We start from the raw sequence: 25,488 nt of genomic DNA on the forward strand, positions 1-25,488 counted from the left end.
CGGGGGTGCTCAGCCCAGGGCCCGGTCCAGGTTCAGCGCGGCCGAGATCAGGCTCAGGTGCGTGAAGGCCTGGGGGAAGTTGCCCACCTGGTCGCCGGTGAGGTCGACCTGCTCGGCGTAGAGCCCGAGGTGGTTGGCGTAGGTGAACATCTTCTCCAGGGCCAGGCGCGCTTCCTCGACGCGACCGACCCGGGTCAGCGCCTCCACGTACCAGAACGAGCACAGCGAGAAGGTGCCCTCGCCGCCGTCGACGCCGTCGGAGGAGGCCTCGACGTCGTAGCGGAACACCAGGCTGTCGGTGACCAGGCGCTGCTCGATCGCGTCCAGCGTCGCCAGGAACCGCGGGTCGTCGGGTGCCACGAACTTCACCATCGGCATCAGCAGCACGCCCGCGTCGAGGGACTCCGCGCCCTCGTGCTGCATGAAGGCCTGGTGCTCCTCGCTCCAGCTGCGCTCCATCAACCGGTGGTAGACGGCGTCGCGGGTGGCCCCCCACGCCACCAGGTCCCCGGGGAGGCCGCGCTGGCGGGCCATGCGCATCATCCGCTCGAACGCCACCCAGCACATCAGTCGCGAGGTGGTGTGGGCCCGCGGGTCGTCGCGGATCTCCCACATGCCGGCGTCGTCGCGCTCCCAGTGCTCCATCAGCCAGTCGAGCATCCGGGTCAGGTCGCTCCACGCGCGGTGACTGATGCCCGTGCCGTACTTATTGAACAGGTAGACCGAGTCGATCAGCTCGCCGTAGATGTCCAGCTGCAGCTGGTCGACGGCGGCGTTGCCCACGCGCACGGGCTGCGAGGCGCGGTAGCCGGCCAGGTGCTCCAGCTCGTGCTCGGTGACCGGCACCTGCCCGTCGATGTCGTAGAGCACCCGCAGCGGCCCCAGCTCCCCGTCCTCGCCGTCCGTGGCCTCCAGCCGCTCGGAGAGCCAGTGCATGAAGGCCTTCGCCTCGTCGAGGAACCCCAGCCGCAGCAGGGCGTAGAGGCTGAAGGCGGCGTCGCGGATCCACACGTAGCGGTAGTCCCAGTTGCGGCCGCCGCCGATCTCCTCGGGCAGGCTCGTGGTGGGGGCGGCCACGATGGCGCCGCTCGGCTCGTGGGTGAGCATCTTGAGCGTGATCGCCGAGCGCTGCACCATCTCGCGCCAGCGCCCCTTGTAGGTGGAGTGCGACAGCCAGCCCCGCCAGAACGCGGCGGTCTGCTCGAACAGCCGGGTGGTGTCCTGGCAGTCCTCGGTCTCGGGGTCCTCCCCCTCGCCCAGCACGTGCAGCACGAACAGCACCTCCTCGCCCGGCTCCAGCTCGACGCGCGCGTGCACGCGCCCGCCCTCCTCGTCGACCTCGAGGTCGCGGCTGGAGGTGACGCCGAGCCTTACGCCGTCGCCGGCCACGACGACCCCCTCGCCGGTGCGGTGGATGCTCGGCACCTCCCGCCCGTAGTCGGGGCGGGCGGTGAGCGTCATCGCGATCGTGGTGGCGCCGCGCACCGCGGTGACCCGGCGCACGATGCGTTGCCGGTGCTCGTCGTCGTGCGCGCGCAGCACCGGCATGAAGTCGTGCACCTCGGCGACGCTCTCCTGGGTGTGGAAGCGGGTCACGAGGATGCCGGAGTCGGGGAAGTAGAACTGGTGGCTGCGGGTCGCCCCGTCGACCGGCCCCAGCCGCCACGCGCCGGCCGCGTGGTCGGGGTCCGCGCCGTCGCCGTCACCGGTCTCGTCACCGGAGGGCTCGGGGTCGTGGAGCAGCGCACCGAACACCGAGGGCTGGTCGAAGCGCTCCGCGCAGAACCAGTCGATGGTGCCGTCGGTCGCCACCAGGGCACACGTGCGCAGGTCGCCGATCAGCCCGTGGTCGGCGATGGCGACCGCCGGCCGGGCGGCGGTCTCGTCGGGCGAGCCCGCCGCGTGCTCAGCCATGCAGGCGCCAGCCGTCCGGCACCATGTCGACCGCCACCTGCGGACCCCACGAGCCCTGCTCGTAGGAGTGCAGCTCGGGCCGGTCGTCGAGCACCGGCTGGCACACCTGCCACAGCCGGTCGACCTCGTCGGAGCGGGTGAACAGCGTCTGGTCACCGCGCATCACGTCGAGCAGGAGGCGCTCGTAGGCCTCCAGCGGCTCGGCGGCGGGCATCTGCTCCTCCAGGTCGAAGGTCATCGTGGCCAGGCCGAGCGAGAGGTCGGGACCGGGGCGCTTGACGCGCAGGTCCAGGGTCACGTGAGGCTCGTCGGTGAGGTCGAGCACCAGATCGTTGTGGCAGGGCAGCGCGTCGTCGCCACCGAAGAGGTCGGAGTCGGGCGAGTTGAAGCGGATGGTGATGGAGCGCGCCGTCGCCGCCATCGCCTTGCCCGTCCGCAGGAAGAACGGGACGCCGCGCCAGCGGTCGTTGTCCACGAAGGCACGCAGCGCCACGAAGGTCTCCACCTGGGAGTCGTCGTCGACGTCCTCCTCGTCGCGGTAGCCCTCGAACTGGCCGAAGACGACGTCGTCCTTGGTCAGCGGGCGCACCGCCTGCAGCGCGGTGGCCTTGGCGTCGCGCAGCCTCTCGGCGTCGATGGCGCCGGGGTCGTCGAGGGCGACGAAGCCGAGCAGCTGCCCGAGGTGGGTGCTCACCATGTCGCGCAGGCACCCGGTGGCCTCGTAGAAGCTGCCGCGGCCCTCCAGGCCCAGCTCCTCGGGCACGTCGATCTGCACCGAGTCGATGTTGCCCGCGTTCCACGCCGGCTCCAGCAGCCCGTTGGCGAAGCGCAGGGCCAGGATGTTCTGCACCGCCTCCTTGCCGAGGAAGTGGTCGATGCGGAAGACCTGGTCCTCGTCCACGACCTCGTCCAGCTGGGTCTGCAGGCTGCGCGAGCCCTCCAGCGAGGTGCCGAACGGCTTCTCGACGACGAGCCGGGCGCGGTCGGTGAGGCCCTCACGGCCCAGCATGGCGATCATGTCCTCCATCGCGGCGGGCGGCACCGAGAGGTAGACCAGCCGGCGCACCTCGCCGTCCTCGGCGTCCAGGTTGCCCTCGATGCGCTGCACCATCGCCGCCAGCTCGCTGCCGTCGTCGGCGTTGGAGGTCTGGAAGTGGATCCGCTCGAGCATCGTCTCCAGCAGGTCCTGGTCGAGCTCGTCGCCCACGGAGTCGGTGACGGCCTCACGCACCTGGTCGCGGTAGTCGCCCTCGGGGTCGTGGCGTCCGCTGCCCACCACCGCCCACTCGCGCGGAAGCCGGCCGGCCGCCAGGAGCCGGTAGAGCCCGGGCAGCAGCTTGCGCTTCGCGAGGTCGCCGGTCGCGCCGAAGAGCACCAGCACGACGGGGGGCAGCGGCTCGACGTCGGACTCCCCGTCGGGGCTCGTGGAGGCGGTGGTCGTGTTCTCGTGGGAGGTCACTCCAGGCCGGTAACCATCCGGGGCTACCCCACGAGCGCTCGGCAGGGTGAGGTGCGGCTCGTCGCGCCGACGAGGGGTGCCGGGAGTCCCGGGGCGTCGGTCAGGAGAGGCGCAGCCGGGCCAGCAGCGCCCGGTGGTCCGAGTTCAGCCCCGTGACCGCCCAGTGGGCCGCGAACGCCACCCGCCCGCGGGAGAGCGACTTCTTGCTCACGTGCACGTAGTCGATGTGGCGCCCGCTCACCGGGTGGGTGTCGGCGACGTCGGTGCCCAGCACCGCGTAGGAGGAGACCGCGCGCCCGGCGAAGACGTCGGAGAGTCCGCCCTCGGGGCGCACGCGGCGCTCGGCGCCGGCGTCCACGTTGTAGTCGCCGGTGCCCACGACCCAGCGCCCCGGCGCCTGGCCCCACATCCGCGCGAGGCGGGTCAGCTGGGTGCGGGCGCGGGCGGAGTTGTAGGTGAGCGCCCAGCGGCCCGGGTTCTCGAGGTCCTCGATCGCCTGCGGGAGGTGGGTGTTGAGCACCGAGATCAGCTCGCCGCTCGCCTTGTCGCGCAGCGTCACCCGGATCGCCCACCGGTCGCCGAAGGGGTAGCGGCCGGTGCCGTCGTCGACGCCGCGGGCCACCTGCCGCTGCTCGGCGCCCACGAAGGTGAAGTCCTTCGTGCGCCACGAGACCGAGAGCTCCTTGGCCCCGCGCGGGAAGCTGCGGGTGCTCCACCCGAGCTCGCCGAGGTCGCGCAGGATGCCGCGGGTGTCCCACGCCTCCTGCCAGCCGATGATGTCGGCGCGCGGGTTGCGGGCCAGAGCCCGGGCATCGGAGGTCAGCTGCTCGGGCGTGAGCTTGCGGAACTGGTTGAAGGTGGCGACGCCGATCGTGCGCGGCACGACCACGGGCTCGGCAGGCTCCGCCGCCTCGGCCTCGACCGGGGCAGGCTCGGCCTGGCGCGGCGGAAGGGGGGCGGTCGGGCTCGTCGGGTCGGTGGGGCTCGTCGTCGTGCCGGAGCTCAGCGACGCCTGCTCCGCGGCGCTCGACCCGCTCGGGGGTTCCGCGTCCTGGCCGGCCGAGCTGACGATGGGCGCCAGCACGAACGCCGCCACGGTGGCCACGATCAGCGATCGGGGCGGACCGGTCCACGCGGGCACGGCGGGCTCCTCGGTCGTCGCAGGCGGGCGGGGGCTGGTGGGGCAGGTGATACGGGTGTGACCGTCACGGTAGTGGGGGGCGAGGGCGTCGCCCGGGAGCCCGATCGCGTGTCGGCGGTGAACAGGAGCGGCGCGTGGTGACCGGGCCCACACCGGGTACCGTCCGCCCATGGCCACCTACGACGCCGACCTGCAGGCCGCGGTGGACTCCACCTCGGTCGCCCACGACGCCGGCGAGACCGACCTCGCCGACTACCTGCGCATGATGCTCGCCGAGCGCGACATCGAGACCACCGACGACGCCTGGGTCCAGCGGATGGTCGCGGGCATCGAGAAGGACCGCAACTACCTCATCGACAGCGAGCCCGAGGACTTCACCTCGCGTCACCACCACCCCTGAGGCCTCCCGGGACGACGCGGGCATTCTCACCGAGGCCGAGCGACGCCGGGCGCGTGACCTGACGCTGCTGCGCCGGGTGCGCGACCGCATCGACCGCAGCCACGCCGAGCCTCTCGACGTCCCCGGGCTGGCGGCGGAGGTCGGGCTGTCGGCCGGTCACCTGAGTCGGGAGTTCAAGCGCGCCTACGGCGAGTCGCCCTACTCCTACCTGATGACACGACGCATCGAGCGGGCGATGACGCTGCTGCGCCGTGGCGACCTCGGCGTCACCGAGGTCTGCTTCGCCGTCGGGTACGGGTCGCTCGGCACCTTCAGCACCCGCTTCTCCGAGCTGGTGGGCTGCTCGCCGAGCGAGTACCGCGCCCGCGCCGCCGTCGACGGCCTGACCGGCCACCTGCCCGGCGCGCCACCCTGCCTCATCCGGCAGGCCACCCGGCCGGTCCGCACCCCCCGTTCCGAACCGGTCAGGAACGGAGAAGCGCCGGGGACGAGCGCGCACTAGCGTCGCTGGCATGAGCCTCCAGATCGCCTACGCCTTCCTGCCCCACACCGACGCCGAGGCGTCGCTGACCTTCTACCGCGACGTGCTCGGCTTCGAGGTGCGCAACGACGTCGGGGGTGGTGAGTGGCGATGGATCACCGTCGGCCCGGCCGAGCAGCCGCAGACCTCGATCGTCCTCCAGCCCGCGGTCGCCGACCCGACGATCACCGAGGAGGAGCGGCGCGTGGTTCTCGACCTGGTGGCCAAGGGCAGCTACGGGGCCGTCACCCTGGCCACCGACGACCTCGACGCCACGTTCGCGCGTCTCGAGGCCGCCGGCGCCGAGGTGCTGCAGGAGCCGACCGACCAGGACTACGGCGTGCGCGACTGCGCGATCCGCGACCCCGCCGGCAACCTGCTGCGGATCAACCAGCTCGCGTGAGGGCGGGGATCCTCGCGGGTGGTGCGGCGTCGCTACATTCGAGCCAGCACGTCCGCCCACCCCAGGAGGCCCCATGTCCCAGCCCGATGCCACCGAGGCTGCCCGCCTCGCCGAGACCCGCGAGTCCCTGCGCCAGCAGTACTGCCAGCCGGCCGGCGAGCGCCCGGCCAGCGCGGGCCGCGGCCTGCACCACACCGCGCTGATCAGCGGCGACGTCGAGCGCACCATCGGCTTCTACCAGGGCGTGCTGGAGTTCCCGCTCACCGAGCTGATCGAGAACCGCGACTACCCGGGCAGCTCGCACTTCTTCTTCAACATCGGCAACTCCAACCTGCTGGCGTTCTTCGACTTCCCCGGCCTCGACGTCGGGCCCTACGCCGAGGTGCTCGGCGGCCTGCACCACGTGGCCATCTCGGTGGAGCCCGAGCGTTGGCGCCACCTGGTGGGCAAGCTCGACGAGGCCGGCGTCGAGTACGTGATCCACAGCGAGGTCTCGGCGTACTTCCGCGACCCCGACGGCGCGCGCATCGAGATCATCGCCGACCCGCTCGGCGAGATGTACGGCGACCAGGTCCTCTGAGCACCCGGTGAGCGACCTCGACCCCACCGACCCCGACGTCAACGCCTACGCCTACCTGACGTCGATCGTCGTCCCGCGCCCCATCGCGTGGGTCTCGACGCTCTCCGCGGAGGGCGCCGGCAACCTCGCGCCCCACTCGTTCTTCACCGTCGTGTGCGCGGACCCCCCGATCGTGGCCTTCGCCTCCATCGGCCGCAAGGACACCCTGCGCAACGTGCTCGAGACCCGCGAGTTCACCGTCAGCATGGCCACCGAGCCGTTGATGGAGCACGTCAACGACACCAGCGCGCCGTTCGATCACGGCGTCGACGAGGCGGAGCAGGTGGGGCTCTCGATGGCGCCTTCCGCGCGGGTCGCACCGCCGCGGGTCGCCGAGAGCCCGGCCGCGCTGGAGTGTCGGCTGCACTCCACCGTCGACCTCGGCTCCTCGGTGCTGGTGCTCGGCGAGGTGGTGAGCATCCACGTCGACGACGCCGTCGTCGCCGACCGCTACCCCGACTTCGCCCGGATGGCGCCGGTCGCCCGCCTCGGCGGACCGCTGTGGTCGCTGCCCGGCGAGGTGGTCAGCCGCCAGCGCCCCCAGTCCCCCGACGACGTCGCTGCTCGGTGATCGAGTAGCACCGGTCCCAGGAACCAGGGACGGCACCACCCGGTGATCGAGTAGCGCCGGCCCGAGGAACGAGGGACGGCGCTACCGAGATCCCGCGACCCGACCGACCCACCGCACCACTCAGGGTCACCGGAGGGCACCTGCCCCGCCCGGTCTCGGTACGCCCGGCGTCTCGCAGGCTCGCCGCCGGCCTACTCGACCACCGGGGAGAGAGCACCGCTCACCAGCGGCTGTGCACGGCCTCCCGGATGCGGGCGTCGTAGAGGTCGCGCACCCCGTCGAGGAACGACTCGGGCAACGGCTCCAGCCCACCTGCGGCGGCGTTGGCGCGCGCCTGCTCGGCCGAGCGGGCGCCGGGGATGACGGTGGTGCAGCCGGGCTGCTGCCAGCACCAGGCGATGGCGGCCTGCGCCGGCGTCGTGCCCTCGGGCAGCTCGGCCCGCACCAGGTTGGTGAACTCCTCCGCAGCTGCCAGCCCGCGCTCCCAACCCACCCCGGAGAAGGTCTCGCCGACGTCGAAGGCGCCGCCGTCGCGGTTGAAGGTGCGGTGGTCGTTCTCGGGGAAGGTCGTGGAGGTGTCGTAGCGGCCGGCCAGGAGCCCGGAGGCCAGCGGGACCCGGGCGATGATGCCGACGCCGGCCTCGGCGGCGGCGGGCAGGACCTGCTCGAGCGGCTTGAGCCGGAAGGCGTTGAGGATGATCTGCACCGAGGCCACACCCGGGCGGCGGATCGCGGCGAGGGCCTGGTCGCAGGTCTCGACGCTGACGCCGTAGGCGGCGACGGCGCCGGACGCGACCAGCTCGTCGAGGGCGTCGTAGGTGGCGTCGGACTCGATCACCTCCGAGGGCGGGCAGTGCAGCTGCACCAGCTGGAGGGTGTCGACGCCCAGGTTGCGGCGCGAGCGGTCGGTCCAGGCACGGAAGTTCTCGGCCACGTAGTTCTCGGGCACCTGCTCCATCCGCCGGCCCATCTTGGTGACGACGGTGAAGTCGGCGTCGGCGTGGTCGGCGGCGAAGCGACCCACGATCTGCTCGCTGCGCCCGTCGCCGTACACGTCGGCGGTGTCGTAGAAGGTCACGCCGGCCTCGGCCGAGGCCTCGAGCACCTCGCGGGCGTCGGCCTCGCTGACGTCGCCCCAGTCGGCACCCAGCTGCCAGGTGCCGAGGCCGATGACGGACACGGGTCGGCCGGTGCGGCCGAGGGTGTTGTGCTCCATGGGGCGATCCTCGCAGGCAGGTGGTGGGCGGGTCGTGCCGGTCCGACGGTCTGTCAGAGCCCGCGAGCGAGCCGGTGGTAGGCGGCGTTCCAGCGCAGCTCGCGCTGGAAGGAGCGGGGGGTGGTGGCGTCGTCGATGACCAGCAGCTCGGTGCCGGTCATCTCGGCGAAGTCCTCGACCACCTCGGTGCCGATCGCCGTCGAGAGCACGGTGTGGTGGGGCGCACCGGCCATCAGCCACGACTCCGCCGAGGTGGCCAGCGAGGGGCGAGGCTCCCACACGGCGCACGCCACGGGGAGCCGCGGCAGCGCCTCGTCCGGCTCGACGACGTCGATCTCGTTGAGCGTGAGCCGGAACCGGTCGCCCAGGTCGGAGAGACCCGCGACGACGCCGGCGGCCGGGGAGGCCGTGAACCGCAGGCGCACCGGGTCCTCGCGGCCACCGATGCTCAGGGGGTGCACCTCCAGCGAGGGCTGCTGGTCGGTGATGCTGGGGCACACCTCGAGCATGTGGGCGCCGAGGATCTTCTCCTCGCCCGGCACCAGGTGGTAGGTGTAGTCCTCCATGAAGGAGGTGCCGCCGGGCATCCCGGCCGCCATCGTCTTCATGCCGCGCAGCAGCACCGAGGTCTTCCAGTCGCCCTCGCCGCCGAAGCCGTACCCCTCGGCCATCAGGCGCTGCACGGCCAGGCCGGGCAGCTGCCGCAGACCACCGAGGTCCTCGAAGTTGGTGGTGAAGGCGCCGAAGCCGCCCTCGGTGAGGAAGCGCCGCAGGCCCAGCTCGACGCGCGCCCCGTAGCGCAGCGAATCGTGCCGGTCGGCGCCCGGGAGCAGCGCGGGCGCCACGCGGTAGAGGTCGGTGTACTCGACGACCAGCTTGTCGATCTCGTCGGGCGCCACCTCGTCGACGACGTGCACGAGGTCGTTGACGCCGAAGGTGTTGACCGAGACGCCGAAGCGCAGCTGGGCCTCGACCTTGTCGCCGTCGGTGACGGCGACGTCGCGCATGTTGTCGCCGAACCGCACCAGTCGCAGCCGGCGCAGCTCGTGGCGTCCGAGCGCGGCCCGCACCCACGTCGCGGCGCGGCGCGTCACCTCGGGCGAGTCGACGTGGCCGGCCACGGTCTTGCGCGCGACGCCGAGCCGGCTCTGGATGTAGCCGTACTCGCGGTCGCCGTGCGCGGCCTGGTTGAGGTTCATGAAGTCCATGTCGATCGTCGACCACGGCAGCTCCATGCCGGCCTGCGTGTGCAGGTGCAGCAGCGGCTTGTCGAGCGCGTCGAGCCCGGCGATCCACATCTTGGCGGGCGAGAACGTGTGCATCCAGGTGACCACGCCGACGCACTCGGGCGCGCTGTTGGCCTCGAGCATGCGGCGCTGGATGGCGACGGCGTCGAGCAGGACCGGCTGCCAGACGACCCGGACGGCCAGGTGGTGCTCCTCGGCGAGCCGCGCGGCGAGCCGGTCGGCGATCGCGCGGGACTGCGCGGCCACCTGGTCGAGGGTCTCGGGGCCGTACAGGGCCTGGCTGCCGGTGAGGAACCAGATCTCGGGGAGGGCCGGCTGGTCGGAGGTGGTCACGGGGTGGTGCCTTCCTGCTGGGTCTGATGGGTCTGCTGGGGGGCCTGGCCGTAGACGTTCTGGTAGCGGTCGAAGAGCGCATCGACCACGGGGGGCTCGATCGGCAGCGGCTCGCCCAGCTGCCGGGCGACGTGCACGGTGCGCGCGACGTCCTCGGCCATCACGGCCGCCTTGACGGCGGCCCGGGCGGAGGGCCCCACGGAGAAGACGCCGTGGTTGCGCATGAGCACCGCGGGCGAGCGGCTGCCGCGCAGCGTCTCGACGATGCCGCGCCCGATCGAGTCGTCGCCGATGACGGCGAACGGACCCACGGGGATCTCGCCGCCGAACTCGTCGGCGCACATGGTGAGCACGCACGGCACGGGCTCGCCGCGCGCGGCCCACGCGGTGGCGTAGGTGGAGTGGGTGTGGACGACGCCGCCCACGTGGGGCATCTCGCGGTAGACGTAGGCCTGTGCCTGGGTGTCGGAGGAGGGCGCGAGGTCGCCGTCGACGACCCGCCCCTCCAGGTCGCAGACCACCATGTTCTCCGGGGTCAGGTCGTCGTAGGAGACCCCGCTGGGCTTGATCACCATCAGCGCGTGGCCGGGCACCCGCGCGCTGACGTTGCCCGCCGTCCACACCACCAGCTGGTAGCGGGTCAGCTGCTCGTGCAGCACGCACACCTCGCGGCGCAGGTCGTGGATCGTCGTGGCGACGTCGGTCAGGACGCTCATGCCGTGCTCCCCTCCCGGTCGTGACGACGAGCGACCGCGGCCCGCCGGACGGCGCGCAGGCGGCGCATGGCCGGCACCTCGCGGCCGAAGTGGTCGTGCAGGTGGCGGTACTCGGCGAACAGCGCGTCGTAGGCCTGCGCGCGCTCCTCGTCGGGCAGGTGGACGCCGCGGCGCACCCGGCCCATGGACTTGGCGGCGCTGGGGACGTCGTCGTAGCAGCCGGCGGCCACCGCGGCGTGGATGGCGGACCCGAGGGCGGGGCCCTGCTCGGAGTCGATCACCGAGAGCGGCAACCGGGTCACGTCGGCGTAGATCTGCATCAGGAGCTCGTTCTTGGCCAGACCACCGGCGATCACCAACTCCTCCACCGGCACGCCGCTCTCGCGGAACGTCTCCACGATCACCCGGGTCCCGAAGGCGGTCGCCTCGAGCAGTGCCCGGTAGATCTCCTCGGGCCGGGTGGCGAGGGTCAGGCCCACGAGCACCCCCGAGAGCTCGTGGTCCACGAGCACCGAGCGGTTACCGCTGTGCCAGTCCAGGGCCACCAGGCCGTGCTCCCCCACCTCCTGGCCGGCGGCGAGCCGGGTGAGGTGCTCGTGCAGGCCCTCGCCGGCCGTCTCCGCGGCCCGCGCGTAGTCCGCGGGGACGCCGGTGCGGGTGAACCACCCGAAGATGTCGCCGACGCCGCTCTGGCCGGCCTCGTAGCCCCAAGACCCGGCGACGATGCCGCCGTCGACGACACCGCACATGCCGGGCACCTCGCGCAGGACGTCGGCACTCATCACGTGGCAGGTCGAGGTGCCCATGATGGCGACCATCTGGCCCGGTGCGGTGGCCTGCGCCGCGGGCGCGGTCACGTGGGCGTCGACGTTGCCGACCGCCACCGCGATGCCCGCGGGCAGGCCGGTCCACGCCGCGGCCTCGGCGCCGAGCGTGCCGGCACGCTGGCCGAGCTGACCGATCTCGTGCTCCAGCTTCTCGGGGACGAAGCCCGAGAAGCCGGGGGCGAGCTCCTCGAGGAAGTCCGGGCCCGGGTAGGCGCCGTCCTGGTAGATGCCCTTGTAGCCGGCGGTGCAGGCGTTGCGCACGTAGCGACCGCACAGCTGCCACACGATCCAGTCGGCGGCCTCCACCCAGTGCTCGGTGAGGTCGTACAGCTCGCGGTCCTCCTCGAAGAGCTGGAGACCCTTGGCGAACTCCCACTCGGAGGAGATGAGCCCGCCGTAGCGGCCGAGCCACGGCTCGTGCCGCTGCTCGGCGAGGCGGTTGATCCGGTCGGCCTGAGCCTGCGCAGCGTGGTGCTTCCACAGCTTCACGTAGGCGTGCGGTCGGTCCCGGTAGTCGGGGACCTCGCACAGCGGGGTGCCGTCGGCCAGCACGGGCACCATGGTGCAGGCGGTGAAGTCGGTGGCGATGCCCACGACCTCGCTGGCGTCGACACCGGCGGCACGCACGGCCTCGGGCACCGCGTGGCGCAGCACCTCGCGGTAGTCCTCGGGCACCTGCAGCGCCCAGTCGGGCGGCAGCAGCCGACCGTTGCCGGGCAGGGCCTCTTCCAGGACCCCGTGGGCGTACTCGTGCACGGCGGAGCCCAGCTCGGCGCCGTCCGCGACCCGCACCACGACGGCGCGGCCCGAGAGGGTGCCGAAGTCGACTCCTACGACGTAGCGGTGCATCTCAGCGGTTCCTCCTGGTCGGACGGGGCGGAGCGGTGCTGGCGCGCACCACGAGCTCGGGATCGATGAGTCGGCCGGGCGCGGGGACCCGGGCGATCGCGGCCTGCAGGGTCTCGATGGCGCGCCGACCGACCGCCGTGAAGTCCTGGCGCACCGTGGTCAGCGGGGGGATCAGGTAGGCGGCCTCGGGGATGTCGTCGAAGCCCACGACGCTGATGTCCTCGGGCACGCGCAGCACGTGCTCGGCCAGCGCGCACAGCAGGCCGAGGGCCATCTGGTCGTTGGCGCAGAACACGGCCGTGACGTCGTCGCGCCCGAGGAGCCCGGTGCCGGCCTCGAAGCCGCTCCGCGCCGACCAGTCGCCGGCCAGGTGCTCCAGGGGTCGCAGGCCGGCGTCGTACAGCGCGGTCCGGTACCCCAGCAGCCGGGCGCGGGCCTCGGTCCAGCTCTGCGGACCCGCCACGTGCAGCACCTGGGTGTGGCCGAGCCCCACCAGGTGGCGCACGGCCAGCTCGGCGCCGGCGACCTGGTCGACCCCGACGCTCAGCGGTGCGGCCGACTCGTCCCCCTCGACCACCACGACCGGCAGGCCGAGGGCGTGCTGGGCCCGGGCCACTGCGAGCGCCTCGTCGGTGGCCGCGATCAGCACGACACCCTCGACACCCTGGTCGCGCAGGTGCTCGACCGCGTCGACGACGGCTGCGTGCTCGAGCGTCGGGAGGTTGACCGAGCTGACGAAGTACCCGGCCTCGCGACCCGCCGCCTGGATGGTGCGGTGCACCGTGCTGGGACCCCAGTAGCCGCTGCGCGTCCCGATGACGCCGATGGTGGCGGTACGCCGCGTGACGAGCGCCCGCGCCGCCGGGTTCGGCCGGTAGCCGAGCAGGCGGATGGCCTCCTCGACGCGGGTGCGGGTCTCGGGCCGCAGGTTGGGCTGCCCGTTGACCACGCGCGACACGGTCTGGTGAGAGACGCCGGCCAGCTTGGCGACATCGGCCATGACGGGGGTGCGGGCAGGGGCCGCGGTCACGTGCGCCGCCGGGTCAGCAGGCGCTGGATGACGACGAACACCAGCACGAGCACGCCCACGACGATGCGGGTCCACCACGAGTTGAGGTTCTCGAAGACGATGAAGGACTTGATGGTGCCCAGCACCAGCACGCCGAGCACGGAGCCGATCACCAGTCCCCGGCCGCCGGTGAGCAGCGTGCCGCCGATGACGACGGCCGCGATCGCGTCCAGCTCCATGCCGACGGCGTGCAGGCTGTTGCCCGAGGGTGTGTAGAGCGTGAACAGGATCCCGCCGACGCCCGCGCAGAAGCCGCTGATGGCGTACACGGCCACCTTGGTGCGCGCGACCGCGAGGCCCATCAGCACCGCGGAGCCCTCGTTGCTGCCGACGGCGTAGACGGTGCGTCCGAAGCGGGTGCGGGCCAGCACCCAGACCGCCACGGACACGACCACCAGCGCGATGACCACCGACCAGCGGATGAAGTAGCCGCCCGGCAGCGCGATCGGGGTGAACGAGAGCTCCAGGAACTCGGGGTTGCTGATCGGCACCGACTCGGCGCTGATCATGAAGCAGATCCCGCGGGCGAGGAACAGGCCTGCGAGCGTCGCGATGAACGGCTGGATCTGCAGGTGCTGCACCAGCACGCCCATCAGCAGCCCGAGGGAGGTGGCCACCACGAGCACCGCGACCATCGCGGCGGGCACCGACCACCCCGCCTCCAGGGTCGTGGCGGCGATCATCGTCGAGAGCGCCACGACCGAGCCCACCGAGAGGTCGATGCCCCCGGTCAGGATCACGAAGGTCATCCCCACGGCCAGCACGATCAGGAAGGCGTTGTCGAGGAAGAGGCTCAGGAAGTTCTGGGGGTCGACGAACCCCTCGTAGCGCAGGCCGCCGGCGCCGAACATGGTGAGGAACAGGACCCCGGTGGCGATGACCGGCAGGTACCGGCCCGACGGGCTCCACCGGAGCACGCGGCTCCAGGGACCCGGGGCGGCGGGCTCACCGGCGACCGGCGGTCGCGTCGTCGTGGGGGCGCTCATCGGGCTGCCTTCCGTGCGGGGCTGGGTCGGCGCACCCGCAGGACCGCTCGCGCCCGGGGCGACTGGAGCAGGCACACCGCGATCACCACCAGCGCCTTGAAGAGGTAGTTGGCCTCGGCCGGGATGCCGATGCTGGTGATGGTGCGGCTCAGGGTGGCGATGAACAGGGCGCCGATGACGGTGCCGGTGAGGGAGAACCGACCGCCGGCCAGCGAGGTGCCGCCGATCACGACGGCGAGGATCGCGTCGAGCTCGATCCACTGCCCGAGGCTGTTGGCGTTGACCGAGTTGGTGTTGGCCGCGATGACCAGCCCGGCCAGGCCGGCGCAGACACCGCAGAAGACGTAGGCGATCCAGGTGAGCGTGCGGGCCCGGACGCCGGCGAGGCGGCTGGCCTCGGGGTTGATGCCGACCGCCTCGATCAGCATCCCGAGCGCGGTGCGCCGGGTGACGAGCGCCGCGAGGGCGTACACGGCCAGCGCCAGCACGAAGGCGATCGGCAGAGTGAGCACGAAGCCGGACGCGAGACCCTCGAAGGTGGCGTTGGTGACGGTGGTGATCTGGCCGTCGCTGATCAGCATCGCCAGTCCTCGTCCGGAGACCAGGAGCACGAGCGTGGCGATGATCGGCTGGATGCCGATCACGCTGACCAGGAAGCCGTTCCACAGCCCGAGCAGCACGGCGACGGCGAGCGCCATCGCGATGCCGAGCACCGCCGTGGCGGCCGCGCCCTCCTGCGGGCTGCCGGCCATGTGCACGCAGGCCACCGACGCCGCGATGGCGGCGACGGCACCCACCGACAGGTCGATGCCGCGGGTGGCGATCACCAGGGTCATGCCGATCGCGACCAGCATGACCGGGGCACTGTTGCGGATGATGTCGATGACGCTGCCGAACAGGTGCCCGTCCTGCAGGCGCACGTCGAGGAAGTCGGGGTTGCCGGCCACGTTGACGGCCAGCAGCACGGCCAGGGCCAGCAGCGGCCACACCAGCGGGCTGGCCAGCAGGCGCGCGCGCTGCGGCGGCACCGGGGGCGGGGCGACCGGGGGCGGGGTGGCCGCCGGCACGGGCTCGGTCGTGGGCGCGCTCATGCGCTGGCCTCCTGGTCGCTCGTGGGGCGCTGCTCGGGGCGCACCTCGCCGGCGATGATCTCCAGCACGTCCGCGACCGTCGTGCCCTCGTTCAGGCGCTCCTCGATCTTGCGGCGGTCGCGCATGACGACCAGCCGGTCGGCCAGGCGCAGCACCTCCTCCAGCTCGGCGGAGATGAAGACGACCCCCATCCCCTGCTGGGCCAGCTCCGCCACCAGGGCCTGGATCTGGGCCTTGGCGCCGATGTCGATGCCGCGGGTGGGCTCGTCGAGGATGAGCAGCTCGGGCTCGGTGATCAGCCAGCGGGCCAGCAGCACCTTCTGCTGGTTGCCGCCGGAGAGGTTGCGCATCAGCGCCTGCGGGTCGGCCGGGCGGATGTCGAGCGCCTCGATGTAGCGCGTCACCAACTCGGTGCGCTGGGCGGCGGGCACCGGGCGCAACCACCCGCGCGAGGCCTGCAGGGCCAGCAGCATGTTGTCGGCCACCGTCAGGTCGCCGATGATGCCCTCGCTCTTGCGGTCCTCGCTCGAGAACGCGATGCCGCGGTCGATGGCGTGGCGCGGGCTGCGCAGGCGACGCCGGGTGGAGCGCACCTGCACCTCACCGGTGTCGGCGGTGTCGGCGCCGAACAGCAGCCGTGCCAGCTCGGTGCGTCCCGAGCCGAGCAGACCGGCGACACCGATCACCTCGCCCTCGTGGACGGTGAGGTCGGTGGCCTCGAGCACGCCGCGGCGGCCGAGTCCGACTGCCTGCAGCACCGGCGGGCCGGCCTCGCTGCGCTCGGTGGCAGGGGCCCGGTCGAGCCGCTCGAGGACCTCGAGCTCGCGGCCGATCATCAGCTGCACCAGCTCCAGCTGGGTGGTCTCGGCGACCATCCGCTCCGCGACCAGGCGGCCGTTGCGCAGGACCGTCATCCGGTCGGAGATCTCGTAGATCTGGTCGAGGAAGTGCGAGACGAACACGATGGCCGTGCCCTCCGCGCGCAGCCGCCGCATCAACGAGAAGAGCGTCGCGACCTCGTCGGCGTCCAGGCTGGAGGTGGGCTCGTCGAGCACCAGGACGCGGGCGTCGACGTCGACGGCACGCGCGATGGCGACCAGCTGCTGCACCGCGATCGGGTGCTCGCCCAGCAGGGAGCGCGGGTCGAGGTCCAGGCCCAGCCGCTCGAGCGTGGCCTGTGCGCGTCGGTTCATCTCGCGCACCCGGATCGTTCCCAGGCGGCGCGGCTCACGACCGAGCATCATGTTCTCGGCCACGGTCAGGTCGGGCACCAGGTTGACCTCCTGGTACACGGTGCTGATGCCGGCGTCCTGGGCCTGGGCGGGCGAGGCGAAGCTGCGCTCGCGGCCCTCGACCAGCACCGTGCCGGCGTCGACGGCGTACACGCCGGTGAGCGCCTTGATGATCGTCGACTTGCCGGCGCCGTTCTCGCCCATCAGCGCGTGCACCTCGCCGGGGAACAGGCGCAGGCTCACGTCGTCGAGGGCGCGGACGCTGCCGAAGGTGATGGAGATGTCGCGCATCTCCACGACCGGCACCGCCTCGGCGGCGCGGGTCGCCACGGGCGTCGTCGGGACGCCCGTCTCGGGCGTGGTCTGCGTCATGGATGCTCCCGGATGTGGTGCGTGGGTGACGCCGGACCGCGCGGGTCGCGCACGGTCCGGCGTCGCGGGGGGCCGGCTCAGTACTGCCGGTCGGGCAGCGCCTCGGCGGCCTGCTCCTGGGTGAAGGTCGTCTCCTCCGTGACGACGCGGGACTCGACCTCCTCGCCGGCGACGACCTTCTCGGCCAGCTCCATCAGCTGGGGACCGAGCAGCGGGTTGCACTCGACGATGAAGTTGATCTTGCCGTCGGCCAGGGCCTGCATGCCGTCCTTGACCGCGTCGACGGTGATGATCTTGATGTCCTCGCCGGGCGTGAGGCCGGCGGCCTCGATCGCCTCGATCGCGCCGAGGCCCATGTCGTCGTTGTGGGCGTAGACGACGTCGATGCCCTCGGGCTCGTTCTGCAGGAAGGCCTCCATGACCTGCTTGCCGCCGTCGCGGGTGAAGTCGCCGGTCTGGGACTGGGAGATCGAGATGGTGTCGTCGTCGGCGATCACCTCCTCGAAGCCCTCCTTGCGGTCGATCGCGGGGGCGGCACCGGTGGTGCCCTGCAGCTCGACGACGTTGACGTCGCCGTCGCCGTCGGCGTCGGCCTCCGCCGCGTTGTCGACCAGCCACTGCCCGGCCTTCTGGCCCTCCTCGACGAAGTCGGAGCCGAGGAAGGTGACGTAGAGGCTGTCGTCCTGCACGTCGACGGCACGGTCGGTGAGGATCACCGGGATGCCGGCGGCCTTGGCCTCCTGGAGCACCGCGTCCCACCCGGTCTCCACGACCGGGCTGAAGGCGATGACGTCGACCTTCTGCTGGATGTAGGTCCGGATCGCCGAGATCTGGTTCTCCTGCTTCTGCTGCGCGTCGGAGAACTGCAGCTCGACGCCGGCGTCCTCCGCGCTCTGCTTGATCGAGTCGGTGTTGGCCGTGCGCCACCCGCTCTCGGCACCCACCTGGGCGAAGCCCATGGTGATCGTGCCGTCACTCCCGCCGTTGCCGCCCGAGCCCGCGGCGGAGTCACCGCCACCGCAGGCGCTGAGCGTCAAGGCGCACAGCGAGAGCGTGCTCGCGGCGATCAGGGTCTTCTTCACCACTGGTCTTCCTCCAGATCTCCTGGGGCCTCTCAGCCCCTGTGACCGGTGTCACTGGAGCGAGTGTGAGCGCTAACATTCCTCGGCGTCAAGACCGTCCGTCGAAATCTCCCGAGCAAAATGTGAGCGCTCACTCTCCGCCCACGAGCGGGTCCAGCCCGCCACGCACTAGTCGACGACGACCCGCCAGGCCAGCGCGGCGCGGTAGGTCCGGCCGGGGAGCAGCACCGCGCTCGGCCAGTCGGGGCCGGGAGCGCGGTGGGGGGTGTCGGGGTGCAGCTGGGGCTCCAGCGCGACGCCGTCGCCCTGCCGGTGCGTGCCGCCCCCGCGGGCCGGGCTGGCGCCGTCGAGGAAGTTGCCGGTGTAGACCTGCAGACCCGGCTGGTCGCTGCTGAGCACGACGGCCGTGCGCGTGCGCGGCGAGGCCAGCCGCGCGACCTCGCGCCACCCTGCGCCCTCGGGCACCAGGTTGTGGTCGAGCCCTCGCGCGGCCACCACCTGCGGCGCACCGGACCGCACCACGTCACCGATCCGCGCACCCCCGCGCAGGTCGAAGGGGGTGCCCTCGACGGGCTCGTGCTCACCGAGCGGGATGCCGGTCGAGTCGACGGGGGTGTAGCGCGCGGCGGGAACGGTGAGCACGTGGTCGTCCACGGTGCCACTGCCCGCCCCCTCCAGGTTGAGGTAGAGGTGGCTGGTCAGGTTGGCCAGCGTGGGGGCGTCGGCGACCGCCGCGAACCAGACGGCCAGGCCGTCGGGGGCGGCCTCGAAGGTCACCTCCGCCCACATCCGGCCCGGGTAGCCCTGGTCGCCGTCCGGGCTCTCCAGGCCGAGGGTCACCCGCTCGGCGCCCGGGGCCGGGTCCGCGTCCGGGTGCCCCAGCGTGGGCCCGTCCAGCACCTGCCACACGCGGGTGTCGAAGCCGTGCGGGCCTCCGTGCAGGTGGTGGCCGCGGTCGTGGGTCCCCAGCCGCACCGTCCGGCCCTCCAGCTCCACCAGGCCCAACGCGATGCGGTTGGCGTACCGGCCGATCGTGCCGCCGAGGTAGTCCCCCGACTCCTCGTAGGCCGCCACGTCCGGGTGGGCCAGCGCGACGTCGCGACGGATCCCGTCGCCGCCGGTGAGCTCCAGCCCGTGCACCGTGGCGCCGAGCGTGAGCAGCCGCAGCACCACCCCGGGTGCCCGTCCCACCTCCAGGAGGTGGACCGGTTCACCCTGCGCCGTCTGACCGAACTCCCGCGTCTGCACCCGCGGACGCTACCGGGAGGGCGGCGCGGTGGAGTCGCGGACCACCAGCACGGGAGCCACGAGCGGAGCGGTGGCCGCGCCCTCGCCGCCCAGGGCCCGCAACGCCAGGTCGACCGCGGTGCGCCCCAACGCGGAGAACTCTTGGGCCACCGTGGTCAGGGCCGGCCACAGGAAGGCGGCCGAGGGCTCGTCGTCGAAGCCCACCAGGCTCACCTCCTCGGGCACGCGCCTGCCCGCCTCGTGCAGTGCCTTCAGCACGCCGAGGGCCATCGCGTCGTTGGCGGCGAAGACCGCCGTCACCTCGCGGTCCACGGCCAGGCGCCGCCCCGCGGCGTACCCGCTGGCCGCCGACCAGTCCCCCGGCAGCGCGGGCCCGGGGAGCAGGCCCCGTTCCTCGTGGACGCGCTGCCAGCCGTCGCGGCGCTGCTCGGCCTCGATCCAGTCCAGCGGGCCCGAGACCAGGGCCACGCGCCGGTGCCCGAGGTCGAGGAGGTGCTCGGTGGCGCGCCGGGCACCGAGGTGCTGGTCGATGCCGGCGGCGAGGCGGTCGCCCTCGGTGACGCCCTGGGCCAGCACCACCGGCACCGGCAGACGCAGCGCGCGGGCCCGCTCCAGGGCGGCGCGGTGGGCGACCGCCACCACCACGGCCTCCACGGACTGACCGAGCAGCCGGTCCACCGCGCGCTCGAGGGCGTCGGGAGTCAGCTCGGTCAGCCCCTCCAGCGAGACCTCGTAGTCGGCGGCGTGCGCGGCGTCGACGACACCCACGGCCACCATGCTCGGACCGTGGTAAGCCAGGTGTGCCGCCACCATGCCCAGGCGCCCGGAGCGGTTGGTGGCCAGCTGGCGGGCGGCGTTGTTGCGGCGGTACCCCAGCGTCGCGATCGCGGCCTGGACCCGGGCGCGGGTGTCGTCGCGCACCAGCGGGGAGTCGTTCAGCACGCGCGAGACGGTCTGGTGGGAGACGCCGGCGGCCTGGGCCACGTCCGCCATGCTCGGTGGTCGTCGACCCTCACGTGCACGGCGCTCCACCACCGTCGGATGGTAGTGGCCGGACGGCCCCGTGCGCACGCTCACACGGCGCGGGCGGCGCTGGTCCCGGTCGCTCCGGGCACGGGAACGATGTGAGCGATCACAGGCAGGACGCGCCAGGCCCCGCTTGACCGACAGCCGCGTACCCAACGTCACATACCCACGGTCTGTCACCGACCGCTCTATTGACGTACGTTCAACGGCGTGACCCCCCACCGTGCGATCACCTCCCTGCTGGCCGCTGCCCTCACCACCCTGCTCGGCACCGGCCTGCTCGCTCCCGCCGCCTCCGCCGCCGCGCCGTCCGCGCCCGCCGCGCCCGCTGCCGAGCGGCGCAAGCCCGTCATCGCGCGCGTCGTCGAGTTCTCGCTGGTCAACACCGACAACACCCTGCTGACCTGCGCGCCCGAGCAGCGCCCTCACACCGTGCGGGCCCGGCTGGTCGGCCCGCGCTCGCGGGTGCTGGGGACCGGTCGCGAGGGACGGATCAACGTGCTGGTGCACGACGCCGGCACCGGCTCGTGGTTCTGGAACCAGCGACGCACCCCGCGCTACGACTACGCCGGCCAGCTCGGCCGGCGCGGCGAGCTCTCGCTCGTCGTCGACCGCCTCGGCTACGACCGCAGTCCGCTCGCCGACGGCAACGACACCTGCCTGGCCGCGCAGGCCACGATGCTCCACCAGCTCGTCCAGAAGCTCTACTCGGGCGACTACCGCTTCACCGGCGACCGCCGGACGGACCCGCCGCACGCCACGCGGATCGTGGTCCACGGTCACGGCACCGGCGCCACGATCGCCCAGCTCGAAGCCGCCCGCTACGACGACACCGAGGGTCTCGTGCTGATGTCGTGGCCCGGTGTCAGCAGCTCGGGTGCCGCCGTCGCCCAGGCGCGGGAGCAGGCCGCCGCCTGCCTGCGCGGCGCCTCCTACGCGGCCTACGGCCGCTCCGCGACCGCCTTCCGGCGGCTGCTCTTCGTCACCGCTCCCGCCGCGGTGCAGCGCGCTGCCGCCCGCCTGCGCAACGCCACGCCCTGCGGTGACGTCACGAGCCTGCCCTCCGCCCTGCTCGGCTCCGGCACCTCCGCCGCGCAGGTCGAGGTGCCGGTGCTCGTCATGTACGGCAGCCGCGACGCCCGGGTCCGCCCCGGGGCCGCGGCCGCAGCCGCCCGGATGTTCCGCGGCAGCAGGCGCGTCACACCCGTGACGCTGCCCGGCGCCGGCAGCGCGCTCCCGCTCGAGCGCTCGGCGCCCCGCACCCGTGCCGCCGTGCTGTCTTGGCTGGGACGCCGCTGACCGCGCCCGGTCAGGACCTCCCCGGACGCCCGCTCTCGGACGCCGGGGACGTCGCACGGACGACGCCGCCCGCCGCTGCCGTCCGCCGTGTGACGTCCCGGGCGCGCAGCGGGCAGTCGCCCGGCCGGGGACTCAGGGGCGGCGCGGGAACTGCGTGAAGTCCGGGGCGCGCTTCTCCTTGTAGGCGTCGCGACCCTCCTGGGCCTCGGCCTGGCCGTAGAAGAGCAGGTTGGCGTCGTGCGCCAGCTGCTGGATGCCGGCGTAGCCGTCCTCGTGCGCGTGGAAGCTGAGCTTGGAGAGACGCAGCGCCCAGGGCGACTTCTCCAGCATCTCGCGGCACCACCGCAGCGTCTCGGCCTCGAGGTCGGCCAGCGGGACCACGGTGTTGATCAGCCCCATCTCCATGGCCTGCTCGGCGTCGTACTGCCGGCACAGCATCCAGATCTCCTTGGCCTTCTTGGGGCCCACCAGGTCGGAGAGGATGCTGGCGCCGTAGCCGCCGTCGAAGGACCCGACCTTGGGCCCGACCTGCCCGAAGCGGGCGTTGTCGGCGGCGATGGTCAGGTCGCACACCAGGTGCAGCACGTGACCGCCACCGATCGCCCACCCCGCCACCATCGCGATGATCGGCTTGGGGCAGCGGCGCATCGCCACGTGCAGGTCGGTCACGTGGAAGCGGCCGGTGCTGGCGTCGTCGAGCTTGTAGCCGGAGTCACCGCGCACGCGCTGGTCGCCACCGGAGCAGAACGCGCGGTCACCGGCGCCGGTCAGGATGATGACGCCGACCGACTCGTCCTCGCGAGCGAGGGTGAGTGCCCGGTCGACCTCGACCAGGGTCTGCGGCCGGAAGGCGTTGTGCACCTCGGGCCGGTCGATGGTGATCTTGGCGATGCCGTCGTCGGTGGTCTCGTACCGGATGTCGGTCCACTCGCCGGAGGCGTGCCACACCGTGTGCTCGGGCTGGTCGGGGGTGCTGGATTCTGCGTCGCTCACCTCCTCATCGTCTCATCGCGCTCCAGCCCGACCGCCCGCACCTCGGACCAGACCAGTGGCGCCTGGAGGTAACGGAGCCGACTGCTCGTGACAGGTCGCCGTCGTCCGCACCACCACGTGACGAAGGAGTGCCCCCCATGCAGCTGACCACCCGCACCGCCGGCGCCGGCGCCGTCGCGGCCCTGGCCCTGGCCCTGGGCGGCGTCGCCGCCCCTGCCACCGCCTCCGCCGCCGGCGAGCCCGGCCCTCCCGCCGCCTGCAGCCAGCAGGAGAAGCAGCTCGATCGCGCCGAGGCCACGCTCGAGCGGCTCACCGCGGTGTTCGAGCGCCAGAAGGAGCGCGTGGCCAAGGCCACGAAGCGCGCCGCCGCGGCCGACACCGCGCGGGAGCGCGCCGAGGCCCGCCGCGCGCTGGCCCGCGCGAGGAACGCCAAGCAGGGGGCTGCCCAGCAGCGCAAGGCCCAGGCGCAGCGTGTCGCCAAGGCCGGGGAGCGCCTCGAGAAGTGCCAGGAGTCGAGCGCACCGGCGACCTGACCCCTCCTCCCCCCAGGCGTCGTGCCGCGGTGGCCCTCCCCCCGGCCACCGCGGTACGGTGCGCTGCCGAGAACACGTTCTAGTTCATCCGGAGGGCCCGTGACCGCCACCGACGAGACCATCCGCGCCACCATCGAGACCTATGTCGACCGCGTGGCCCACGGCAGTGCCGAGGAGATCATCGCTCTCTTCGCGCCCGGCGCGACCGTCGAGGACCCCGTGGGCAGCGAGGTGCGCACCACCCCCGAGCAGATCCGCGAGTTCTACGCGACGCTCGAGGGCCTCGAGCAGGAGGGCCGTCTGCTCACCACCCGCATCGCCGCCGGCGAGGCCGCCTTCTGCTTCGAGCTCGTCACCCGCGCTGGCGACCAGACCTACACCCTGGCCCCCATCGACGTGATGACCTTCGACGACGACGGCCGCATCACCAGCATGCGTGCCTTCTGGGGCGCCACCGACATGCAGGTCTCCTGACGCAGGCGATCCACGCGCTGGTCGAGGTGCGAGGCCGGCCACGGCCGAGCCATGACACCCTGCACCCGCGCCGCTGTCGGCGACCCTGGGGTGACGGCGGAGGGGAGGTCAGCTCGCCGGGTCTCGTGGCTCGTCGCTGGCGCTCGTCACACCTCGACCAGCGTGTGGCCTGGGTGGTGATCAGGAGTGGAGGGGTCAGCCGAGGACGGGGTCGTCGGGTGGTTCGATGTCGAACTCGTCAGGCGGAGGGGGCTTGGGCCACTGCGGTTCGTGGGTGCCGAGGTGGTCGCGGACGATGGTCATCCCGGTCTGGAACTCCCCCTCGTACGCGCTTGGTCCGATCCGGCGGTAGGTGACGGCGCCGTGGGTCTTGAACCGGTGGTGGCGCCGGCACAGGGGCGCGAGGTTGCAGGTGCAGGTCGCGCCACCCTGCTCGTAGGGCTTCAGGTGGTCGCAGTCGCAACGATCCGCGGGACGGTTGCAGTGCGGGTACACACACCTCGGGTCGGTCCACCGGGAACGCTGCTTCATCCGCTTCGGCACCTCGTACTGCTCCACGTGCACCGCACCGTTGAGGTCGATCACGGGGCGGACGGTGATCTTGCCGGCGGTGCCGCACCACTCGCGGATCACCTCGGCGCTCACCGGGGTCTGGGTGCTCTCCAGGCGGCCGACCATGAACCCGGCGGCGGTGAACGCCTCGTCGGAGAGGTGCACGACCAGCTCGACCGCGCGGCGGTGGGAGGCCGAGCGCTGGTGGGGCTGGGGGTCGGTGATCTCGCCGGTCTCGAGGTCGAGGGCGAGCTGGTTGCGGGCCAGCTCGCCGACAGCGGCGGCGCGGCGGACGTCCAGCGAGTCCTCGCAGCCGGCCTTGCCCAGCGCGCGGGCGGTGTGGCGGATCGCTGCCTCGAGGTCCGCGGCGTCCGCGGCGTCCAGGCAACCGGTGACCTCACGGGTGCCGGCCAACGACTCCAGGCTCCCGGACTCAGTCTCGGTGCGGCGCGTGTCCCCGATGTCGAAGAACCGCCGCTCGCGCTTCTCCCTCTCAGCCTCTGCTGCGGCGTCGGGGTCGAACCTCGCCTGGGTCTCCGCGACCAGCCGCTCCATCTGACGCTTGCCGATCTTGCCTGCCACGGCCTCGACCTGCCGATCCACGTGGTCAGCGGCCTCGGCCGAGAGCGGCGTCGTGAGGTCGGCCAGCTCGAACGCCTTCCACACCGGCACGCCCAGCTCCTCGACCCGGCGGTACAGGCACGGCAGGCGGTACTTCAACTCCAGCACCCGCCCCACCAGCGTGATGCCGGCATCGGTGCCCATCCCGAGCGTGGAGGCGAGCTCCATCACCGCGAACTCACTGACCACCGGTGCGCCCGGCCCGGCGACCGAGAACCAGCGGTCGCAGAACCCCTGGTCGCCCAGCGCTGCCTCGAGGTCGGCGACCTCCTCGTCGCTCGTCACGGCGTCGGGGTCGGGCTCGCCCTCGAGGTGGTCGGCGTCGAGGCGGTTGACCTTGGCCCACTCCACGATCATCCGCAGCTTCGCAACCTCGGCACTCATCAGCTGCGACTGCGCGGAGCGCACCATCCGCAACGCTTCCTCACGCTCACCACGCTCGCGCTCCTCGCGCGCGAGGACCTCGGCGAGGCCGGGAGCGGTGGTGGTCATGGGTCCACTCAAGCACTCGCCACCGACACAGAAGGCCCGGGATGAGGGTTATCCGCCGGTCCGTGAGGAACAAACTGGTAACAGTTCTTCTGTTGTCGGACACAGTGGTGAGGCCGCGGTCGGGTGCGGGGATCTCGGTACGCCGGGTGGCTCGCAAGCTCGCCACCTGGCTTCTCGACCACCGGTGGTCGGCCGTCCTCCGT

Annotated in this window: 24 protein-coding genes; 8 read left to right on the top strand and 16 right to left on the bottom strand. The window is 72.6% G+C overall.

All coding sequences use genetic code 11. The features are described from left to right. Positions 1 to 9: 9 nt before the first annotated feature. The 3 genes from ABD948_RS11460 to ABD948_RS11470 all read right to left on the bottom strand — a co-directional run bounded on the left by ABD948_RS11460 (position 10) and on the right by ABD948_RS11470 (position 4,514). Positions 10 to 1,914 (bottom strand): glycoside hydrolase family 15 protein, encoded by a 1,905-nt coding sequence (locus ABD948_RS11460; RefSeq protein WP_345265835.1) that lies wholly within the window; start codon positions 1,912 to 1,914, stop codon positions 10 to 12. Beyond that, positions 1,907 to 3,373 carry a glucose-6-phosphate dehydrogenase gene (gene zwf, locus ABD948_RS11465; RefSeq protein WP_345265837.1) on the bottom strand — a complete coding sequence of 489 codons (1,467 nt, stop codon included), beginning with the start codon at positions 3,371 to 3,373 and terminating at the stop codon, positions 1,907 to 1,909. The genes ABD948_RS11460 and zwf overlap by 8 nt, the downstream gene beginning before the upstream one ends. Positions 3,374 to 3,473: 100 nt before the next feature. Next, positions 3,474 to 4,514 carry an exonuclease/endonuclease/phosphatase family protein gene (locus tag ABD948_RS11470; protein WP_345265838.1) on the bottom strand — a complete coding sequence of 347 codons (1,041 nt, stop codon included), beginning with the start codon at positions 4,512 to 4,514 and terminating at the stop codon, positions 3,474 to 3,476. A gap of 169 nt (positions 4,515 to 4,683) precedes the next feature. On the opposite strand from ABD948_RS11470, the gene ABD948_RS11475 reads away from it, so the two are divergent. The 5 genes from ABD948_RS11475 (at position 4,684) to ABD948_RS11495 (ending at position 7,027) form a co-directional block, all read left to right on the top strand. After that, positions 4,684 to 4,914 (top strand): hypothetical protein, encoded by a 231-nt coding sequence (locus ABD948_RS11475; RefSeq protein ID WP_345265840.1) that lies wholly within the window; start codon positions 4,684 to 4,686, stop codon positions 4,912 to 4,914. A gap of 76 nt (positions 4,915 to 4,990) precedes the next feature. Beyond that, positions 4,991 to 5,416 carry a helix-turn-helix transcriptional regulator gene (locus ABD948_RS11480; RefSeq protein WP_345265842.1) on the top strand — a complete coding sequence of 142 codons (426 nt, stop codon included), beginning with the start codon at positions 4,991 to 4,993 and terminating at the stop codon, positions 5,414 to 5,416. Positions 5,417 to 5,426: 10 nt separating this feature from the next. Next, entirely contained in the window at positions 5,427 to 5,837 is a 411-nt protein-coding gene (locus ABD948_RS11485) for a VOC family protein (protein ID WP_345265844.1), read from the top strand. A gap of 73 nt (positions 5,838 to 5,910) precedes the next feature. Next, the gene (locus ABD948_RS11490; protein WP_345265846.1) at positions 5,911 to 6,417 is read left to right on the top strand and encodes a VOC family protein; all 507 of its coding nucleotides are present in this window, start codon (positions 5,911 to 5,913) and stop codon (positions 6,415 to 6,417) included. Between the two features lie 7 nt (positions 6,418 to 6,424). Next, complete coding sequence (locus ABD948_RS11495) at positions 6,425 to 7,027, top strand: flavin reductase family protein (RefSeq protein ID WP_345265848.1); 603 nt, start codon at positions 6,425 to 6,427, stop codon at positions 7,025 to 7,027. Between the two features lie 220 nt (positions 7,028 to 7,247). Here the strand turns inward: ABD948_RS11495 and ABD948_RS11500 are convergent, their stop codons facing one another. From ABD948_RS11500 to ABD948_RS11550, 11 genes are all read right to left on the bottom strand, one after another. Next, positions 7,248 to 8,243 carry an aldo/keto reductase gene (locus ABD948_RS11500; RefSeq protein WP_345265851.1) on the bottom strand — a complete coding sequence of 332 codons (996 nt, stop codon included), beginning with the start codon at positions 8,241 to 8,243 and terminating at the stop codon, positions 7,248 to 7,250. 53 nt (positions 8,244 to 8,296) lie between these two features. Then, positions 8,297 to 9,823, bottom strand: coding sequence for an L-arabinose isomerase (gene araA, locus ABD948_RS11505; RefSeq protein ID WP_345265853.1), 1,527 nt, complete (start codon positions 9,821 to 9,823; stop codon positions 8,297 to 8,299). Then, a complete protein-coding gene (locus ABD948_RS11510; RefSeq protein WP_345265855.1) occupies positions 9,820 to 10,539 on the bottom strand; it encodes an L-ribulose-5-phosphate 4-epimerase in 720 nt (239 codons plus the stop codon). Before ABD948_RS11510 ends, araA begins: the two co-directional genes overlap by 4 nt. Further along, positions 10,536 to 12,215 carry a ribulokinase gene (gene araB / locus ABD948_RS11515; RefSeq protein ID WP_345265857.1) on the bottom strand — a complete coding sequence of 560 codons (1,680 nt, stop codon included), beginning with the start codon at positions 12,213 to 12,215 and terminating at the stop codon, positions 10,536 to 10,538. The genes ABD948_RS11510 and araB overlap by 4 nt, the downstream gene beginning before the upstream one ends. Position 12,216: 1 nt before the next feature. Beyond that, entirely contained in the window at positions 12,217 to 13,245 is a 1,029-nt protein-coding gene (locus ABD948_RS11520) for a LacI family DNA-binding transcriptional regulator (protein ID WP_345265859.1), read from the bottom strand. Next, positions 13,242 to 14,270 (bottom strand): galactofuranose ABC transporter, permease protein YjfF, encoded by a 1,029-nt coding sequence (gene yjfF / locus ABD948_RS11525; RefSeq protein ID WP_345265861.1) that lies wholly within the window; start codon positions 14,268 to 14,270, stop codon positions 13,242 to 13,244. Before yjfF ends, ABD948_RS11520 begins: the two co-directional genes overlap by 4 nt. Further along, positions 14,267 to 15,361: an ABC transporter permease gene (locus ABD948_RS11530; protein ID WP_345265863.1), complete on the bottom strand. Its 1,095-nt coding sequence runs from the start codon at positions 15,359 to 15,361 to the stop codon at positions 14,267 to 14,269. The genes yjfF and ABD948_RS11530 overlap by 4 nt, the downstream gene beginning before the upstream one ends. Continuing rightward, complete coding sequence (locus tag ABD948_RS11535; protein WP_345265865.1) at positions 15,358 to 16,965, bottom strand: sugar ABC transporter ATP-binding protein; 1,608 nt, start codon at positions 16,963 to 16,965, stop codon at positions 15,358 to 15,360. Before ABD948_RS11535 ends, ABD948_RS11530 begins: the two co-directional genes overlap by 4 nt. A gap of 77 nt (positions 16,966 to 17,042) precedes the next feature. Continuing rightward, positions 17,043 to 18,047, bottom strand: coding sequence for an ABC transporter substrate-binding protein (locus tag ABD948_RS11540; RefSeq protein WP_345265867.1), 1,005 nt, complete (start codon positions 18,045 to 18,047; stop codon positions 17,043 to 17,045). A gap of 168 nt (positions 18,048 to 18,215) precedes the next feature. Further along, the gene (locus ABD948_RS11545; protein WP_345265869.1) at positions 18,216 to 19,295 is read right to left on the bottom strand and encodes an aldose epimerase family protein; all 1,080 of its coding nucleotides are present in this window, start codon (positions 19,293 to 19,295) and stop codon (positions 18,216 to 18,218) included. A 9-nt stretch (positions 19,296 to 19,304) separates the two neighbouring features. Beyond that, entirely contained in the window at positions 19,305 to 20,279 is a 975-nt protein-coding gene (locus ABD948_RS11550; protein ID WP_345265871.1) for a LacI family DNA-binding transcriptional regulator, read from the bottom strand. 252 nt (positions 20,280 to 20,531) lie between these two features. Between ABD948_RS11550 and ABD948_RS11555 the strand changes: the two genes are divergently transcribed. Then, positions 20,532 to 21,620: an alpha/beta fold hydrolase gene (locus ABD948_RS11555; protein WP_345265873.1), complete on the top strand. Its 1,089-nt coding sequence runs from the start codon at positions 20,532 to 20,534 to the stop codon at positions 21,618 to 21,620. A 132-nt stretch (positions 21,621 to 21,752) separates the two neighbouring features. Here ABD948_RS11555 and menB read toward each other — a convergent pair whose 3' ends face one another. Next, the gene (gene menB / locus ABD948_RS11560; protein WP_425576571.1) at positions 21,753 to 22,613 is read right to left on the bottom strand and encodes a 1,4-dihydroxy-2-naphthoyl-CoA synthase; all 861 of its coding nucleotides are present in this window, start codon (positions 22,611 to 22,613) and stop codon (positions 21,753 to 21,755) included. A gap of 137 nt (positions 22,614 to 22,750) precedes the next feature. On the opposite strand from menB, the gene ABD948_RS11565 reads away from it, so the two are divergent. Then, positions 22,751 to 23,146 (top strand): hypothetical protein, encoded by a 396-nt coding sequence (locus tag ABD948_RS11565; RefSeq protein WP_345265875.1) that lies wholly within the window; start codon positions 22,751 to 22,753, stop codon positions 23,144 to 23,146. Between the two features lie 99 nt (positions 23,147 to 23,245). Continuing rightward, a complete protein-coding gene (locus tag ABD948_RS11570; protein WP_345265877.1) occupies positions 23,246 to 23,620 on the top strand; it encodes a nuclear transport factor 2 family protein in 375 nt (124 codons plus the stop codon). Between the two features lie 195 nt (positions 23,621 to 23,815). Here the strand turns inward: ABD948_RS11570 and ABD948_RS11575 are convergent, their stop codons facing one another. Further along, positions 23,816 to 25,285 carry an HNH endonuclease signature motif containing protein gene (locus tag ABD948_RS11575; RefSeq protein WP_345265879.1) on the bottom strand — a complete coding sequence of 490 codons (1,470 nt, stop codon included), beginning with the start codon at positions 25,283 to 25,285 and terminating at the stop codon, positions 23,816 to 23,818. Positions 25,286 to 25,488: the final 203 nt, after the last annotated feature.

The sequence above is a fragment of the Nocardioides nanhaiensis genome, from assembly GCF_039542785.1.
In the GTDB taxonomy this organism is placed as follows: domain Bacteria; phylum Actinomycetota; class Actinomycetes; order Propionibacteriales; family Nocardioidaceae; genus Nocardioides; species Nocardioides nanhaiensis.

Excerpts from the sequence above, each read along its gene's own strand:
- ABD948_RS11460 (WP_345265835.1), bottom strand. The coding sequence starts at position 1,914 with ATGGCTGAGCACGCGGCGGGCTCGCCCGACGAGACCGCCGCCCGGCCG.
- ABD948_RS11475 (WP_345265840.1), top strand. The coding sequence starts at position 4,684 with ATGGCCACCTACGACGCCGACCTGCAGGCCGCGGTGGACTCCACCTCG.
- ABD948_RS11485 (WP_345265844.1), top strand. The coding sequence starts at position 5,427 with ATGAGCCTCCAGATCGCCTACGCCTTCCTGCCCCACACCGACGCCGAG.
- ABD948_RS11490 (WP_345265846.1), top strand. The coding sequence starts at position 5,911 with ATGTCCCAGCCCGATGCCACCGAGGCTGCCCGCCTCGCCGAGACCCGC.
- ABD948_RS11500 (WP_345265851.1), bottom strand. The coding sequence starts at position 8,243 with ATGGAGCACAACACCCTCGGCCGCACCGGCCGACCCGTGTCCGTCATC.
- ABD948_RS11510 (WP_345265855.1), bottom strand. The coding sequence starts at position 10,539 with ATGAGCGTCCTGACCGACGTCGCCACGACGATCCACGACCTGCGCCGC.
- araB (WP_345265857.1), bottom strand. The coding sequence starts at position 12,215 with ATGCACCGCTACGTCGTAGGAGTCGACTTCGGCACCCTCTCGGGCCGC.
- yjfF (WP_345265861.1), bottom strand. The coding sequence starts at position 14,270 with ATGAGCGCCCCCACGACGACGCGACCGCCGGTCGCCGGTGAGCCCGCC.
- ABD948_RS11530 (WP_345265863.1), bottom strand. The coding sequence starts at position 15,361 with ATGAGCGCGCCCACGACCGAGCCCGTGCCGGCGGCCACCCCGCCCCCG.
- ABD948_RS11535 (WP_345265865.1), bottom strand. The coding sequence starts at position 16,965 with ATGACGCAGACCACGCCCGAGACGGGCGTCCCGACGACGCCCGTGGCG.
- ABD948_RS11565 (WP_345265875.1), top strand. The coding sequence starts at position 22,751 with ATGCAGCTGACCACCCGCACCGCCGGCGCCGGCGCCGTCGCGGCCCTG.
- ABD948_RS11575 (WP_345265879.1), bottom strand. The coding sequence starts at position 25,285 with ATGACCACCACCGCTCCCGGCCTCGCCGAGGTCCTCGCGCGCGAGGAG.